Here is a 16,839-nt window from a genome sequence, read left to right on the forward strand (position 1 = left end):
GGTATAAGATGAATTCGAATCAAATCTGGTTTGATTGCGCTGCATCGCAGTGGGAAGAAGCATTTCCGATTGGAAACGGCACCCTTGGAGGCATGATTTTTGGGAGAACTCATTTGGAGAGAGTACAGTTAAATGAAGACAGCTTGTGGTACGGTGGACCGATGGAGCGAAACAACCCTATGGCTATCCAATCATTGGATACGATCCGTGAACTGCTGTTTAACGGACAGATTCGTCAAGCAGAGGAGCTTGCACTTGCGTCGTTGGTAGGTGTTCCCGATGGGCAGAGGCACTATGAACCGCTTGGTGATTTTTATCTCGCCATGCATCATTCAGAAGAGGAAACAGCGGCATACCGGAGAAATCTTGACCTTGAACAGGGAATAGTTGAAGTCCAGTATACATCAGGCAAGACTACATATACTCGTCAATATTTCTCAAGTTATGTCGATCAGGTATTGACTGTTCGTTTATCTACCAGCAAGCCTGGCGAATTATCATTTACTGCCTTATTCGGGAGAGGTTCGGTGCTGAACTGGTCTCCGTTAACCGGTGCACTGCGGCATCCGGTTGGTTTTCAATCTTTGATCGATCGAATCGAGCAGCACAGCAATGGAGATGTGATTATCCGGGGAAGAAGCGGAGGAGAAGAAGGAGTCCGTTTCTGCTGTGCGATCCGGATCATGCATGAAGCAGGAGAGCTGCAGTATTCGAGTGGTCAACTGTCCCTGTCTCAGGGGGATGCGGCCACGGTACTGATTGCTGCATGTACGGATTTTCGCTATGCCATGGAAGAGCTGGAGACGGAATGCGTGCGGAGATTAGATGCAGCTTCAACCAAGTCATATGACGATCTGCTGCAGAATCACATATTAGATTATCAAACACTGTTCAAGAGAGTGGAGCTTCACCTGGAGGGCAAAGATAACGATACAAGCTGCATCGATCTACCGATGAATAAGCGTTTGGCAGAGCTTCAGGCAGGCGGTGATGATCCTGAACTGGTTAGTCTGTATTTCCAATTTGGACGATATCTGCTTATCTCCAGCAGTCGTCCAGGTTCGCTTCCTGCCAATCTGCAGGGCATATGGAACAAAGATATGCTTCCGGTATGGGACAGCAAGTACACCATTAATATCAATACGGAGATGAACTATTGGCCTGCAGAGAGCTGTAATCTACCGGAGTGTCATATTCCGCTATTTGATTTTATCGAAAGACTGCAGGCGCGCGGAAGGGAAACTGCGAGCAGGATGTATGGGTGCAGCGGATTCGTGGCGCATCATAATTCGGATATATGGGCTGATTCTGCACCTCAGGATGTATGTCTGACGTCCACTTTCTGGACCATGGGAGGCGCATGGTTGTCACTTCACTTGTGGGACCATTATGAATACGGCAGGGACAAGGTTTTTTTGAGAAAAGTGTATGAAACGATGAAAGAGGCAGCCTTGTTTATTCTGGACTTTCTAGTGGAAGACCCGGAAGGGAACCTTGCCATTTGTCCTTCTTCTTCACCAGAGAATATTTACATTTTGGATAATGGCGAGTCAGGAGCACTCTGTTATGGAGCATCGATGGATAACCAGATTATTCGAGAGCTGTTCACACGTTGTATCGAAAGTTCACAAATTCTGCAGCAGGATCAATTATTTGCATCACAGCTGCGCGAAGCGTTAACTCGTATTCCAGACATCGCTGTGGGAAAGCATGGACAGATTCAAGAGTGGAGCAGAGATTATGCTGAGCTTGAACCAGGCCACAGGCACATCTCACACCTGTTTGCACTTCATCCTGGATCACAGATCACCCCGAAATCGACTCCCGACCTGGCCAAGGCCGCCCGGATCACGCTGGATCGCAGACTTCAGCATGGCGGCGGTCATACGGGTTGGAGCCGGGCCTGGATTCTAAATATGTGGGCAAGATTGGAACAATCTGAACTGGCTTATGATAACGTAATAGAGCTGCTGCGTTCCTCAACACTGCCTAATTTATTCTGTGATCATCCCCCGTTTCAGATCGATGGTAACTTTGGAGGTACTGCGGGCATAGCTGAAATGCTGCTTCAGAGTCATGGCGGGGAGATTCGTTTACTCCCTGCGCTGCCCAAAGCATGGCCGAAAGGTTCGGTCCGGGGCTTGCGTGCCCGCGGCGGGTTCGAGATTGATATGGAGTGGTCCGGAGGGAAGCTGCTTCATGCCAGCATACGTGCAGGTGAGGCGGGTAAAATCAGTGTTTCTTATCAGGAGCAGCAGATGGAACTGGAGTTCCATAATGTTCACAACTCGATTGTTTTAGAAGGGAAGGACTGGACAGCAGCATCTGCAGCCAACTAAGCTGAAAATCATGCTTTTGTAAAACATAATCAGGATCAAACGACACGTCAGACTGTACTTGATTCATAATGATCTCATTAGCGAAACGTCCGGGTTTAGACTCGGTACGCTTTCGCTTTTTTTATATCTCCATCATGCCGGCTGTATTTTCGCGCAATAAATTTGGCGATTCGTGCAATGAATTTGCAAACTGCAGACTTTAGAATGGAAAGAATCCTGGTGAAAACAGCTGCAGATTTGTAAGCGGTTTCTAATTATAATTAGAGCATACCGTTTATTTGTTGATTTGTTCAACAACAGTACAGCACAGCATATGACTGTAGTTTAAACGGATTCTGCCTGAAGCTGATCAACTGCGGGCGGGATATTTTTCGTTATAAGGAAAGGGGAAGATAACATGTTAAAAGTATTGCTGGTCGATGACGAGATGTATATCCGCAAAGGGATGTACGAGCTGATTGATTGGCAGAGCCTGGGCATGGAGATTGCAGGGGAGGCCGAGAATGGACTGGAAGCGCTGAACAAGGCGGAATGTATGAATCCTGATATTATTATTACGGATATCCGAATGCCTATTCTGGATGGCTTAGATTTAATCCGTGCTGTAGAAAAGTCTCCTACTCTGGAGCCTGTTTTTATTATCATCAGCGGTTACCATGATTTCAAATATGCGCAGCAGGCGATAAGGTACGGTGTTCAGGATTATATACTCAAGCCGATTGATGACGAGGAAATGACTGCTACGCTGCAGAAAGCTGCTCATTCGATTCGAAACAAGCGAAAACATGCCTTTCTGGCAGAGGAACAAGCAAACCGTATTATGCTCAAAGACATGATTAAGGGTCAAGTGCGAACAGAGGATGAGATCCGTTATGCCGAAATGCTCGGTATTGACCGCGAGACGGCGTTGAAGATTGTGCTGTTTGAACTGCAGACAGGCTCGGAGCGGAGAAAAGTTACTGTGCAGCAGGTTAGTCATACGCTTCAAACCATAAAGGATGATCGTTTTGATGTATACGTTATTGAGGAACAGTTGAGCAGATTTGCCTTGATTCTTCTATGGAAGGAACCCTATCCGCAGCGCCAGATCGAAGACAAAATTCAATCAATTCAGAAAATACTAATGGAAAAGCTGGATGCAGATATAGGGCTGTATGCAGGTACAGTGGTAAATAACTTGTTCGATGCGCCTCGGTCTTATGCAGAAGCGGATGAGGCCTCGAGACATAAATTTGCTGAACCGGGAAGTATCGTACGTTATGTCGAAGTGAGGGATCGACCTTTATACGTATTCAACATTAATCAAGAAGAGGTTGACCCATTGATTCTCAGCCTGGAAGAACGAAATCGAGCGGCTTGTCATACCATTGTGGACGAAATGTTCAATACGTTCCATTCCCGACGTTTTTCGCCTCAGGCTGTCACGGGTTCTCTGCTGCGCTGTATTACGGGGATATTGTCTGTTGTTCATGAGATGGGAGGTACAGATGCAGGACTGCAGCAGCTTAAACTGTTGGCCGAACAAGATCAGGATGGCTGGAATCTGCGACTGCTGAAAGGAGCATTTTTGGAAGCACTGGAGGAAGCCGAGGAATATATTGCGCAGCTGCGGACGGAGCAGTCCAAAGGGGATATTAACAAAATCAAACGGTATATCGATTCCCATTACATGGAGAATATCAGTCTCAAAAGTATAGCGGCCCAGTTCTATATGAATCCGGTCTATCTTGGTCGACTATTCCGCAAAAGTTACAACCAGTATTTTAATGAGTACCTGCTCAATCTTCGGATTCAAGAGGCACAGAAGCTGCTCCGCCAGACGGATCTGCGAATGTATGAGGTAGCCGCCCGGATCGGTTTTCAGAATGCGGACTATTTCGTGACGCAGTTTGAGAAAATCGTGAACATGAGCCCGACTGCCTATCGTAATCTTCTGAAAGAGGATGGACAGCGGGGTGCCCAATGATAAGGTGGAATCTGAATTACATGAAACTTCGGGACAAGCTGCTGCTGATGTACGTTTTATCGGTGTTTATTCCGATTGTTGTGACAAACGTCGTTTTTTATCAAGTGACAACCGCTAACATCCGAAGCCAGAAAACACGGGACGCGGGTGTAGCTTTACAAAACTTGAAGAACGAGCTGCGCGTCACGATTGATCAGGGCGTCGGGTTATCTTATTCGCTCTATGTTGACCCCGTATTTAATGATACGTTATCCCGTTCGTTCGCCAGTCATTCGGAGTACATTCGTGCGTACAATTCATATCTCAGAGGAGAGTTCTCCGGCCAGCTTAGCCAGGGAATTCGTTGGTACCAAGTATATACGGATAATCCAACCATTTTGTCCTCGGGATACATCGAGCATTTAACCGAGGCCGTTCGCATGTCCAGCTGGTACAAGCAGCTGCAGGATACATCGGTACCTTACCCGACGCTGATCGCGACAGATCAGATGTTAAGTCTTGTACAGCGATTAAACAATATGGATACCGGCGGAGTTGAACAGCTGCTCAAGATTGACTTTAATATGGATCTGCTCAAAGAACAATTTCGCAACAGCGGGTTTGATGGCAAAGTGTATCTGGTCGATCCGGGAGGACACATCCGGTTTTCGAATGATCCGAAGTCAGCAGATGCGCCGATCGGAGAGGTGTACAGCAATTTAGAATTTCCGAACAAAACGATTCGGTTTGAACGTGTCTATTCCGGCATCAACTATTTGGAAGGCTGGTCGCTGCAAGGGGTGATGGATGAAGAGATTGTGCTTCAAGAGGTGCGTAAATCACGATCCTTTGTCGTCTGGCTGGCGTGTATCAACTTTGTGCTGCCTTCAATCATTATCGCGGCGATGTCCAGATCGATCCATGTCAGGCTGGTACGCATTCTGAAACATATGAAAAAAGTAAAAACTCAAAATTTTCAGACCATTCCTCCTGAAGATGCAAGGGATGAAATAGGCCAATTAACGACCGAATTCAACCGGATGACCGAGACCATTCGCAGCCTGATTGATGAGGTATACCTGGCAGATATTCAGAAAAAAGACCTGGAGCTTAAACAGCAGCAGGCTCAGCTTCATGCATTACATAGTCAGATTAATCCGCATTTTCTGTTTAACACGCTTGAATCCGTTCGGATGCGCAGCCTGATCAAAGGCGAGAAGGAAACCGCCAAAATTGTACACCACATGGCTAAAATGTTTCGCAAGTCCATCAGCTGGAACCAGCACGATGTAACCGTGAAAGAGGAACTGGAGCTGATTGAGAGCTTTTTGCAGATCCAGAAATACCGCTTTGGTGAAAAGCTGCAGGTGCATATTGAAGCAGACCCGACCGCTTTAAACTACCGGATTCCCAAAATGGTCATCCTGCCATTTGTGGAAAATGCCAGCATTCATGGCATTGAATCCACGCCAGGTGAAGGCATCATTCGACTGGTCGTGATAAAAGATGGTCAGGAGCTTCAAATCCGGCTGGAGGATAACGGGATCGGCATGTCGGATGCCAAGCTGCAGGAATTACTGCAATATATGGATCAAAATACGGACATGGGCGAGCATGTAGGAATGAAGAATGCCTACAGCCGTTTGAAACTATGTTACAAGGACCGCTTTTCTTTTTCGATCCAGACAGCAGAAGGCAGGGGGACTTGTATACAGATTCGGCTGCCGCTGGATGAAGACGAAATGATGGAAGGGAAATGATGGTCCGATATACTTTTTAAAGAACAATGTACAGTTTCGTGGGTAACTATGAAAGCGTTATCTTGATATATTGAGAGTGCTTACAGACACCGCTTAATTAAAAAGGGGGAAATAGAACACATGTTAAAACCGCTTTTGAAAACGACAGGACTAGCTGTATTACTGGCATCCCTTCTTGCTGGATGTACTTCAGGCAGCTCATCTCCAGGGGACTCTGCAGCAAAAGAAGATGATAACAGCCCTGTCACATTCTCGTATTATATGTTTTCTTCTGGCAAGAAGGACATTTTGGCAAGTGAAACAGCGATTGGTAAAGAGCTGCAGAAGCAGACGGGTGTGGACTTTAAAATGGAATATCTGGTTGGCGATAGCGCCACTAAGGCAGGGGTTATGATTGCCAGCGGCGACTATCCAGATGTTATCGCTTCCAGCGGAGAAATGTCCAAGCTGCTCGATGCCGGAGCTTACATTGCACTGGATGATCTGATTGAAAAATATGGTCCGAATATCAAAAAAGTATACGGACCTTACTTTGACAAAATGAGAAACCCGGAAGACGGAAAAATCTATGCACTCCCGTATACGGCCAATCAGGGCGAATATTCAGGCAGCCCTAACATTGGCGGAGGAGCTTTCTGGATTCAACGTTCTGTACTGAAGGAATTTAACTATCCTAAAATTACGACGCTGGATGAATATTTTGATCTGATCGAGGATTACAAAGAGAAGCACCCGAAGGTTGACGGAGCAGAGACCATCGGTTTTGTGTCCCTTGCTGGTGTAGCCAATAACTTCTTCACCCTGCAGAATCCGGCCATGCACCTTGCAGGATATCCTAACGACGGCGGCGTTATGGTAGATATGAAAACCCATGTCGCAAGAACGGTTTCGGGCACAGAGGAACAGAAACGCTGGATCAAAAAACTGAATGAAATTAACGCAAAAGGTTTACTAGATCCGGAATCATTCACGATGAACAAGGATCAGTATTTGGCCAAACTGACCTCGGGTCGGGTTCTCGGTTATTTTAACTACGCATGGCAGGTTGGAGATGCAACCAATAACCTCCTAGCGGCAGGCATTGACGAGAAGCGTTACGCACCTCTGCCAATCGTCTTTGACAAAAACATCAAGGATCAATACATTGATCCTCCCGGCTTCGTAAACAACTATGCAACCGGAATCAGCGTGAATGCGAAAGATCCGGAACGGATCATTAAGTATTTTGATAATTTGCTCAAAGAAGAGAATCAGATCCTCGTGCAATGGGGGATCAAGGATCAAACATACAGCGTAGATGAAAAGGGCCGCTTCTATTACGCCAATGATGAGCAGCGGAAGATGCATGACGATGTAGAACTGAGCCGCAAATTCGGCTTTGCTTATTTCGCCAATGACTGGCCGCGTTATGGTACAGAATCCACGCTGTCGGATGGGAACGCATACAGTCCAGGTAATCAGCCGGAAGTTGTCGCAGCAACCTATACCGAAGGAGATAAAAAACTCCTCGATGCTTATGGCGTCAAAACATTCAGCGAACTGTTCAACAAGCCGGAAGAGCGTCCATGGTTCCCGGCATGGTCCATTGCTCTTGAGCAGGGTTCACCTGAACAGGTATTCACCACCAAATCAGATGATATACAGCGCAAATATTTGCCTGAGATGATTCTGAGCGCGCCATCCAACTTCGACAATATTTGGAATGCTTACATGGCCGAATTCAGCAAGCTGGATAAAGCAGGTTACGAGAAAAAAATGACTGAAGTCATTCAAAATCGGGTTGCTGGCAAGTGGTGATGAGATCCAAAAAATATAAAATATAAAAATATAAAACAAACTGTTACGTGCGCTGGAGAAAAAGGGGAACAGCCCTCTATAACTACCTTTCTCCGCGCACGAATAACAGAAAAGGGAAAGGAGTATCTGCATCGTGGAGGAACCTAATGTACCCCTTCAATCGATTCCGCGGGCTTCCCGTCCAAAAGGTGATCGAGGAAACAGCTTCTACAGACGACTGCTGCAGCAGCGCAGCTTGGCATTTATGTGTATTCCTTTTGTAATTTGGGCGTTTGTATTTAAATATTTGCCGTTATGGGGCTGGACGATGGCGTTCCAGAACTTCAAACCGGCAAGAGCTTTCGCGGATCAGCAGTGGGTAGGAATGAAGCATTTCCAAACCCTGTTTGAAGATAATACGTTCTATCGGGTGCTGCGAAATACGCTGGTGATGAGTTCCATTAAGCTGGTACTCGGGTTTGTTACAGCTATTACGCTGGCACTTCTGTTAAACGAGCTGAAAAATATCGTTTTTAAACGTTTTGTACAAACGGTAAGTTACCTGCCTCACTTTATCTCTTGGGTTGTTGCATCAAGTATTGTGCTTACCGTACTTTCACCTGATGGTATCATCAACCTCATCCTTATGAAGCTGCACTTGATCGACAGTCCAGTGCTGTGGATGGGAAAAGGGGAGTATTTCTGGGGCATACTGGGAGCCACCGAAGTATGGAAAGATGTCGGCTGGAACACGATCATCTATCTGGCGGCTATTACAGCCATCGATCCTGCTCAGTATGAGGCAGCTGAGATCGACGGAGCCAGTCGTTTCAAACGCATGCTGTACATTACACTGCCAGGTTTGAAACCGGTTATCGTGATTTTGCTGATTATGAACATGGGAAGCATCCTCGAATCAGGATTCGAACCTCAATATTTGCTGGGCAACGGAATGAATATGGATTATTCAGAGAACCTGGATATCTTTGTATTGAAGTATGGTTTGGGAATGGGGAACTTCTCTTTAGGTACAGCGGCAGGGATTTTCAAAACTGTGGTCAGCTTCATCTTCCTCTTCACCGCCAACTATATCGCCAAAAAAATGGGAGAAAGCAGACTATTCTAAGAGGAGGCCTAGGCCATGCCAAAAGCAAAATCATCCCGCTTGCGGAACAGCAGTGCCGGGGACCGGGCGTTTGATGCCATCAATATCACTTTCATGATCTGTTTGATGATTGTTACGATTTATCCGTTTATTAATATGATTGCCGTTTCGCTGAATAATGCGAATGATGCGATTCGCGGAGGTATATATCTGTGGCCGCGAGAGTGGACACTGGATAACTACAAATACATCTTTGGGGAATCCGACATTTACCATGCCACGCTGATCTCGGCGCTCCGTACGATTATCGGAACGATCGTGTCTGTATTCTGTACGGCGATGCTTGCCTATACTCTCAGCAGGCAGGAATTTGTGCTTCGCAAGTTCGTGACGATGTTTTTTGTCTTCACGATGTACTTCAGCGGAGGATTGATTCCGGGTTATCTGTTGATCCGTGATCTCGGCATGATTGGCTCTTTCTGGGTCTATATCATTCCGGGTGTCATCGGTGTGTTCAATATGATTGTCATTCGTTCCTTTATAGAAGGTTTGCCTGAAGGCATCCTGGAGTCAGCCCGGATTGACGGAGCCGGGGAATTTACGACGTTTATTCGAGTAGTGCTGCCATTAACGATTCCAGCCATGGCTACCGTTTCACTTTTCGTGGCAGTCGGTCAGTGGAACTCCTGGTTTGACGTCTTCCTGTACAACTCTTCCAATAAGGAACTCAGCACGCTGCAGTATGAATTGATGAAGATTCTGCAAACTTCTACGACAGCGGCAACTTCATCAGCAAGTGATGTGTATCAGGCTGCCGAGAACAGCGGCGTATCCGTGACGCCGACTTCCATTCGAGCAACGATGACCATAATAGCGAGTGTGCCAATCCTGATGGTCTATCCGTTCCTGCAGAAATATTTTGTACAAGGTATGACTATTGGAGGCGTAAAGGGATAAGGCTTCATTCGAATCATACATGTTGGGAGATGAGCAATCGTGAATTCTTTGATCAAAAAATCACTATGTACGATGCTTGCAGCGTTGACAGCACTACCCTTGTTGTATGTTCCTGCCTCATCCAAAGTGATGGCAGCAAACGATGCTGTTATTAATGTAACTTCGCCCAAACAAGTGATTCGTGGTTTTGGCGGCATGACTCATTCCGGCTGGATTGGCGATCTTACACCGGCTGAGCGTGAGACGGCTTTTGGCAATGGGGATAATCAGCTTGGGTTCTCCGTGCTGCGAATTCCGATTGACGAGAACAAGAACAATTGGCAGCGGGAAGTGGATACGGCCAAAAAAGCTATTGAACACGGAGCGATTGTATTTGCATCTCCTTGGAATCCGCCAGCGGACATGACGGAATTGGTTACACTGGGGATCACTTCAGGCGGTGGTTCAACCTATGAAGCAGAAACCTCAACAACGCTGACGGATGCTGCAGTGGGCAGTACGTTTACCGGTTATACCGGATCGGGTTATGCTTCCTTCCAGAATGCAAGCGGTTCGGCAGTCCAATGGAATACGATCCTGATTGGCAGCACAGGTACCAAAAACATCAAGATTCGATATTCACTCCCATCAGGAACCAGTAATCTGGATGTCTACGTGAACGGTTCATTAGCACTTAGCGGCGTACCATTTGAAGCGACTGGAAGTGGAAACACATGGAAGGATAAGTCGATTCAGGTGCCGATGGTGAACGGTACAAGCACGTTAAAGCTGGTTACTACGGGAACGGGTGGCCCGAACATCGACAATATCAACGTCACTGCATATACGCAGGTTACCCAGGCCAAACGTCTTAAATATGACAAGTATGAAGCCTACGCTGAATATTTGAATGAATTTGATGCATTTATGAAAAATAATGGGGTTAACCTTTACGCGATTTCCGTACAGAACGAACCGGACTATGCACATGACTGGACCTGGTGGTCTCCAGAGGAAATGCTGCGTTTTATGAAAGAAAATGCAGGTTCCATCCATAATCGTGTAATTGCTCCTGAATCCTTCTCTTATGTGAAAACGATGTCAGACCCGCTTCTCAATGACCCGCAAGCGCTTGCGAATCTCGATATTCTCGGTGCACATACGTATGGTACGCAGTACAGCGATTTTCCGTATCCTTTATTTGAACAAAAGGGAGCGGGGAAAGAGCTTTGGATGACAGAAGTGTATTATCCAAATAGCGAAACCAATTCGGCAGATCGCTGGCCAGAAGCGCTCGGGGTAGCGGAACATATGTATAATGCGATGGTTGAAGGTAATTTTCAGACCTATGTTTGGTGGTACATCCGCAGACATTATGGTCCAATTAAAGAGGACGGGACGATTAGTAAACGGGGTTACAGTATGGCGCATTACTCGAAGTTTGTTCGTCCGGGTGATGTCAGAGTAGACGCAACCAAAAATCCGGCAAACGGAGTATATGTGTCAGCTTACAAAGGAGAGAACAACAAGGTTACCATTGTGGCGATTAACAAAAATACTTCAGCTGTGAATCAGCGATTCACTGTGCAGAATGGAACAGCTTCAGCCGTATCCTCCTGGGTAACAGACAGCACGCATAACCTGGCGGCTGGTTCTCCACTGCAGATTTCCGGCAGCGGATTTACGGCAGATCTTCCGGCCCAAAGTGTCACAACATTTGTCGTGCAGCCGTAAGAACTTATGAAATGAAGAAAAAGAATTAGATAAGAATAGAAGAACTACAATAAAACAAAAGTACAATAGAAGATAGAACTAAAGAACTAAAGAACTAAAGAACTAAAGAACAAATGCTTGAAAAGAAGAAAAGAGTATTAAAATAAACAGGCTGCCTAAGGGCAGCCTGTTTGTCATGGCAGCAGCTCGAGTATAAATCCATCGATCTCCTGTTCTGCTTCGCGCATCACTTCGACCACTTGGTCTGCATAATCACCAAGCGTTTCTCTGCATGCATCGAAAAAACTCCAGCGGATGGTCAGCGGCATCATCACTTCGCCTGTCAAGGCATCCCATAAAGCATCCAGATTGCGTCCATAATGTTCGTGCAGTCGAAGCTTGTCCTGCAGCAGCTGATGAAGTTCTTCGCGGTTATGAGGATCACGACCGTCAATCAGAATGATATTCATGCTTTCCTCCGTTATTTGATCTGATAAAACGTCTTATAATGATCTGTTGTTTGATAGATTAGGCCGTCACTCGAATATAAAATTCGGTCACTTCCCCGTTTGCCGCCGGTATAATGAATGTCTGCTTCATACCAGGTGCGTCCTTTTTTGCTTGGAAGAAGACCTTCGCGATTTCTGAATATATCACCGCCAATGCTCTTGCCAGGGGCCACCTTATGCAGGTTGCCCTCACTCGGTTCCCAGCCAAGAGCACGCGCTTCTTTTTTGGTAATATAATGGGGTGGAAGTTCGTGATGCTCCTTGATATAGTCGGCAACTTCCTGAAAACCCATCTCCTTCGAAACTTGGCCCGCATGAGAGCCGGTATCGGTCGTGATTGGCGTGGTGCAGCCTGCAAAAAGCAATGCAGAAAGCAGGATGAACAGGGGGTATAACCATTTTCTTAAATGCATGTTCTGATCTCCTTTTAATGATGACAATGCATTTAATGTTAATCTGTTTCTGGTTGTAAATCAATGTTCGCCATTAAACATCAAGTCTTATTATGGCTCGAAATTGGTTACAATCTGCTGGAGAGATGGCGAATCTGAGGTTTCCCGCCGATGCTTCCTATATTTCCCCGGTGAGATTCCTACAATTTTAGTGAAACTTCGAATGAAGTTGGCATAGTCACTGAATCCTGACTGGAAGCAGGCATCCGTAATGCTCATTCCTTCTGTCAGATGCTGTTTCGCCAGTTCGATGCGCCGACCTAAAATGTAGGAACGAAGAGTAAGTCCTGTATGTTTTTTGAACTGTCGACTGATGGAGGTGCTGTTCAGATAGAACTCCTCAGCCAGTTGGCCCAGTGTAATCTCTTGTGTAATGTTCAGTTCGATATATTCCATCGTTCTGCGAACCAATTCCGGCATGATATCTTGAGGTACAAAGGAATTCTGCTGGAACCACTGGTTGATGAGAACAAGCAGCTGAGCCATTGCCGCATTCGTGCGCACGTCTGCTCCGTACATATTACAATCCGCTGCTTCTTCAATCTGGCTGGTCCAGAACAGCAGCTGGTTTAACTGATCGTTATGCAGATGAATAATGCTGCTTATTCCTTCAGGCCTTTGATCAAAACAGGACAACAGATTCGTCCGTACAGTAGACAGCTGGCATAGATATGATTTTTTGAGGTTTATTGTGATCCGTTCATATTCAGTCTCATCCAGAATCAGCGTCCGGTGCATCTCTTCGGGAGAGATGACAAGTAAGTCTCCGCACTGCATGGGATAACAACGGTGATCCACATAGAAATGTACGCTGCCTTTCAGGAACAGATAGATTTCGTACGCATTATGACGATGATAACTGGTTTCGAGTTGGTATGTCGTTAAAGGATGACGGTACAGCAGCTCTGGCTGAATGGGGTCATAAAAGTAGTCAGAAGACATCTGGCGTAAGTACCTCCTGTCATTTCGCGCAATAAATCAAGCAAACAACGCAATGAAATTGGACTTAGATTCACTTAAAATGTAATCATCCTATCATGAAAACGTTTGTTTTGCAAACGCTTTCTATTTGGTGTGTTCAATTGTTATGATATCTCAGGTGAAGTTGAAGATATTAGGTAGTTCAATTCTATTTTCAGGAGGAAATGAAATGAATAACGATACGATGCCGCAGACCAACAAGCAAAAGGATGAGAACGGTTTGACCGTTCCTCGGGAATGTACATCAAAGGAAGTTGGCAAGATTCGTCCAAATGCTAATCCTTTAATGGCTCACAAATTCGGGGCCGATCCTTATGCGCTGGTGTATAATAACCGTGTTTATCTCTACATGACCAGTGACAAACTGGAATACGATGCGAACAAGATTCCTCAGAAAAACAGCTATCAGTCCATTAATAAAATAACGGTGATCTCTTCAGAGGATTTGATCAACTGGACGGATCACGGGGAGATCAAGGTTGCCGGTCCGGAAGGAGCGGCAACATGGGCTTCTCAATCCTGGGCTCCGGCAGCTGCCCATCGCAGCATCAACGGAGAGGACCGTTTTTATCTGTATTTTGCGAATAATGCCAGCGGCATTGGTGTCTTGAGTGCGCCAACACCGACAGGACCTTGGATTGATCCGATTGGTAAAGCGTTGGTCACTAGAGAAACACCGGGGGTAGAAGATGTAACCTGGTTATTTGATCCAGCCGTTCTAGTGGATGATGACGATCAGGCTTATCTCTACTTCGGAGGAGGCGTGCCTGAAGGCAAACCGGAAAGACCGGATACGGCACGAGTGATGCGGCTTGGGGAGGATATGGTCAGCGTTGAAGGCAGGGCCAAAGTAATTCCTGCACCTTTTATGTTTGAAAATTCAGGGATACATAAATATGATAATACGTACTACTACACCTATTGCTCAAATTTCTTCCAAGTGGAACGTGATGAAGACAGCCCGCCGCCTGGAGAGATCGCATACATGACAAGTTCGCAGCCGATGGGTCCATGGACGTATCAGGGAACGATCCTGAAGAATCCGGGTCACTTCTTTGGTATCGGTGGTAACAATCATCATGCCATTTTTCCACTGCATAATCAGTGGTATATTGCCTATCATGCGCAGACGCTCTGTCAAGCTATGGATATTCCTGAAGGGTATCGTTCTACACATCTGAACCGCGTAGAGTATGAGGAGACAAGTGGAAGGATGAAGGAAATTCATGCCGACTATGCAGGCGTAGATCAATTAAAGTCATTTTACCCGTATCAAACCGTTAGCGGTGCAGCGATGGGCTGGAGTGCAGGAGTAAGCACACGCCAACTAAGCCCGGCCGAGCATGGACAGTCTTCAGAGCAGGATGAAGTTGTCAGTCTCATGCGTGACGGAAGCTGGATTGCTCTCTCTTCTGTGGATTTTGGTGAACAAGGAGCGGCCAGTTTTACCTCATTGCTATGCAGTCAAGGTGGTGCAGGGATACTTGAACTTCGACTGGATCGTGAAGACGGAGAATTGATCGGAACTGTGCATATTCCGGCAGCAGCCGAAGGTAGGGAATGGATGGAAGGGTGGACTTCGATTACAGGTGCGGAGCGTGTGCATGATTTGTATCTTGTGCTGCAGTCACCAGACAGCAATTCGAGCAGCAGTCCGTGTATTCTGCTGCAGCAGTGGGCGTTTGAAAAAGCTTAGAATGATAAGTGTTTTTTACACAAGACCACGAACCGAATCTATATGAACTGATATCCCGCAAAAGCGGAAAAAAGAGGTGCTTTCAAACATGCATTCCAACCCGATTATATGGGCTGATTACCCTGATGTGGACGTCATTCGGGTAGAAGATACGTATTATATGGTGAGCACAACAATGCATATGATGCCTGGTTGTGTCATTCTACGTTCGTATGATCTGATGCAGTGGGAAACGGCTGCGTATGTGTATGACATTCTGGATAATACTCCGGCACAGCGGCTGGAGAATGGTGAACAGATCTATGGTAAGGGGATGTGGGCTGCTTCACTGCGTTATCATCAGGGGAAATTTTATGTCATCTTCGTGGCCAATGATACCCGTAAAACCTATCTGTACACATCTGAAACGATAACAGGGCCCTGGAGCAAACAGATTGTAGAGGGATTCTACCACGACTGCTCGCTGTTTTTTGATGACGACGAACGGGTTTATCTAGTGCATGGTAATCGAGAGATTCACCTAACTGAATTGAAACCGGATCTTTCGGGGCCTAGGCCGGATGGCAGACATCGGATCATAGTAACAGATCATCAGCCGCATTATCTTGGATATGAAGGTGCACATTTTTACAAAATTGAAGGAATTTATTATGTCTTCCTGATTCACATGACGAAGCAAGCAGGGCGAAGAACACAAGCATGTTACAGAGCGGATACGCTGGATAGTACATTTGTCGGTGGAGAAGTATTCAACGATGATATGGGATATTTTAATTCAGGAGTCGCTCAGGGCGGTATCGTGGATACGCCTGAGGGGAACTGGTACGCAGTGCTTTTCCAGGATCATGGGGCTGTGGGTCGGATTCCGGTGCTGGTACCGATGCGTTTTGAGGAAGGGTTACCGGTATTTGCGAAAGAAGCTCCGAAACAAATCGACATTGCCAGTACGAAGCCTGGACACCAATATAACCCGCTCGCTGCAAGCGACCGTTTTGAATACATGCTTGACGACCAGGGTAAGGTGCGCCTGCGAGATGTTTGGCAGTGGAATCATACGCCGCATGATGATCTGTGGTCTGTAACTGAAAAACCGGGGGTGTACCGGATTCGAACCGGTCAGCTCAGCCCGAACCTGACGTTTGCAGTAAACACACTGACACAGCGTGCGATGGGTCCGGCTTGTGAAGCTTCAGTAACGCTTGATGGCAGCCGCCTGAATAACGGGGATTATGCGGGTCTTTGTTTTCTGATAGGGACCTACGGTCTGATTGCATTGACCAAAGATGAAGGCCAATACTTTCTGGTTATGCAGGCCAGAGAAAGTCAAGATTCCAGTATTTTTGGCAATTTTATCGATCAGGAGCCTGCCGTAGAGCACGCTCGGATACCCGTGTCAGGGCCGATGGTGACACTGCAGGCTTCCGCAAATTTTGCAAATAATCAGGATGAATGCCGCTTTGCCTATAAGGACGGGGTGGAGTGGAAGAGTCTCGGGGTTCCTCATCATATGGTTTACAAGCTGGATCACTTTATGGGGTGCAGAATTGGATTGTTTCTGTTTTCTACAGAAACAATCGGAGGTTCAGCTGACTTTTCTAATTTCGATTATCATATTAAGCGGTAATTT

Annotated in this window: 11 protein-coding genes and 2 pseudogenes; 10 read left to right on the forward strand and 3 right to left on the reverse strand. The window is 46.4% G+C overall.

Annotated features, from left to right (window positions below):
- The first annotated feature begins 8 nt into the window (after positions 1–8).
- From MKY97_RS13915 to MKY97_RS13950, 8 genes and pseudogenes are all read left to right on the forward strand, one after another.
- Positions 9–2,339, forward strand: a complete 2,331-nt coding sequence (locus tag MKY97_RS13915; RefSeq protein WP_342555992.1) for a glycoside hydrolase family 95 protein — start codon at positions 9–11, stop codon at positions 2,337–2,339.
- Positions 2,340–2,736: 397 nt separating this feature from the next.
- Positions 2,737–4,305, forward strand: coding sequence for a response regulator (locus MKY97_RS13920; RefSeq protein WP_342555993.1), 1,569 nt, complete (start codon positions 2,737–2,739; stop codon positions 4,303–4,305).
- Positions 4,302–6,044 (forward strand): histidine kinase, encoded by a 1,743-nt coding sequence (locus MKY97_RS13925; RefSeq protein WP_342555994.1) that lies wholly within the window; start codon positions 4,302–4,304, stop codon positions 6,042–6,044. The genes MKY97_RS13920 and MKY97_RS13925 overlap by 4 nt, the downstream gene beginning before the upstream one ends.
- Before the next feature lie 120 nt (positions 6,045–6,164).
- Positions 6,165–7,841, forward strand: coding sequence for an ABC transporter substrate-binding protein (locus MKY97_RS13930; RefSeq protein WP_342555995.1), 1,677 nt, complete (start codon positions 6,165–6,167; stop codon positions 7,839–7,841).
- A 163-nt stretch (positions 7,842–8,004) separates the two neighbouring features.
- A complete protein-coding gene (locus tag MKY97_RS13935; RefSeq protein ID WP_342556328.1) occupies positions 8,005–8,946 on the forward strand; it encodes an ABC transporter permease subunit in 942 nt (313 codons plus the stop codon).
- Between the two features lie 15 nt (positions 8,947–8,961).
- Positions 8,962–9,882: a carbohydrate ABC transporter permease gene (locus MKY97_RS13940; protein WP_342555996.1), complete on the forward strand. Its 921-nt coding sequence runs from the start codon at positions 8,962–8,964 to the stop codon at positions 9,880–9,882.
- 402 nt (positions 9,883–10,284) lie between these two features.
- Positions 10,285–10,686: pseudogene (locus MKY97_RS13945) on the forward strand (carbohydrate-binding protein); the annotation flags it as partial.
- Positions 10,687–10,722: 36 nt separating this feature from the next.
- Positions 10,723–11,595, forward strand: a pseudogene (locus MKY97_RS13950) (glycoside hydrolase family 30 beta sandwich domain-containing protein); the annotation flags it as partial.
- Positions 11,596–11,768: 173 nt separating this feature from the next.
- Here MKY97_RS13950 and MKY97_RS13955 read toward each other — a convergent pair.
- The 3 genes from MKY97_RS13955 to MKY97_RS13965 all read right to left on the reverse strand — a co-directional run bounded on the left by MKY97_RS13955 (position 11,769) and on the right by MKY97_RS13965 (position 13,477).
- Positions 11,769–12,044 carry a barstar family protein gene (locus tag MKY97_RS13955; RefSeq protein ID WP_342555997.1) on the reverse strand — a complete coding sequence of 92 codons (276 nt, stop codon included), beginning with the start codon at positions 12,042–12,044 and terminating at the stop codon, positions 11,769–11,771.
- A gap of 11 nt (positions 12,045–12,055) precedes the next feature.
- Positions 12,056–12,496: a ribonuclease domain-containing protein gene (locus tag MKY97_RS13960; RefSeq protein WP_342555998.1), complete on the reverse strand. Its 441-nt coding sequence runs from the start codon at positions 12,494–12,496 to the stop codon at positions 12,056–12,058.
- 90 nt (positions 12,497–12,586) lie between these two features.
- On the reverse strand, positions 12,587–13,477 hold the full coding sequence (locus MKY97_RS13965) for an AraC family transcriptional regulator (protein ID WP_342555999.1): 891 nt from the start codon (positions 13,475–13,477) through the stop codon (positions 12,587–12,589).
- Between the two features lie 208 nt (positions 13,478–13,685).
- On the opposite strand from MKY97_RS13965, the gene MKY97_RS13970 reads away from it, so the two are divergent.
- Positions 13,686–15,212: a glycoside hydrolase family 43 protein gene (locus tag MKY97_RS13970; RefSeq protein ID WP_342556000.1), complete on the forward strand. Its 1,527-nt coding sequence runs from the start codon at positions 13,686–13,688 to the stop codon at positions 15,210–15,212.
- A gap of 88 nt (positions 15,213–15,300) precedes the next feature.
- A complete protein-coding gene (locus MKY97_RS13975; protein ID WP_342556001.1) occupies positions 15,301–16,836 on the forward strand; it encodes a glycoside hydrolase 43 family protein in 1,536 nt (511 codons plus the stop codon).
- Positions 16,837–16,839: the final 3 nt, after the last annotated feature.

This window comes from Paenibacillus sp. FSL R7-0652 (assembly GCF_038595045.1).
GTDB lineage: Bacteria > Bacillota > Bacilli > Paenibacillales > Paenibacillaceae > Paenibacillus.

What these genes read in the sequence shown, in the direction of transcription:
- MKY97_RS13915 (WP_342555992.1), top strand. Translation starts at nt 9, where the DNA reads ATGAATTCGAATCAAATCTGGTTTGATTGCGCTGCATCGCAGTGGGAA.
- MKY97_RS13920 (WP_342555993.1), top strand. Translation starts at nt 2,737, where the DNA reads ATGTTAAAAGTATTGCTGGTCGATGACGAGATGTATATCCGCAAAGGG.
- MKY97_RS13925 (WP_342555994.1), top strand. Translation starts at nt 4,302, where the DNA reads ATGATAAGGTGGAATCTGAATTACATGAAACTTCGGGACAAGCTGCTG.
- MKY97_RS13930 (WP_342555995.1), top strand. Translation starts at nt 6,165, where the DNA reads ATGTTAAAACCGCTTTTGAAAACGACAGGACTAGCTGTATTACTGGCA.
- MKY97_RS13940 (WP_342555996.1), top strand. Translation starts at nt 8,962, where the DNA reads ATGCCAAAAGCAAAATCATCCCGCTTGCGGAACAGCAGTGCCGGGGAC.
- MKY97_RS13955 (WP_342555997.1), bottom strand. Translation starts at nt 12,044, where the DNA reads ATGAATATCATTCTGATTGACGGTCGTGATCCTCATAACCGCGAAGAA.
- MKY97_RS13960 (WP_342555998.1), bottom strand. Translation starts at nt 12,496, where the DNA reads ATGCATTTAAGAAAATGGTTATACCCCCTGTTCATCCTGCTTTCTGCA.
- MKY97_RS13965 (WP_342555999.1), bottom strand. Translation starts at nt 13,477, where the DNA reads ATGTCTTCTGACTACTTTTATGACCCCATTCAGCCAGAGCTGCTGTAC.
- MKY97_RS13970 (WP_342556000.1), top strand. Translation starts at nt 13,686, where the DNA reads ATGAATAACGATACGATGCCGCAGACCAACAAGCAAAAGGATGAGAAC.
- MKY97_RS13975 (WP_342556001.1), top strand. Translation starts at nt 15,301, where the DNA reads ATGCATTCCAACCCGATTATATGGGCTGATTACCCTGATGTGGACGTC.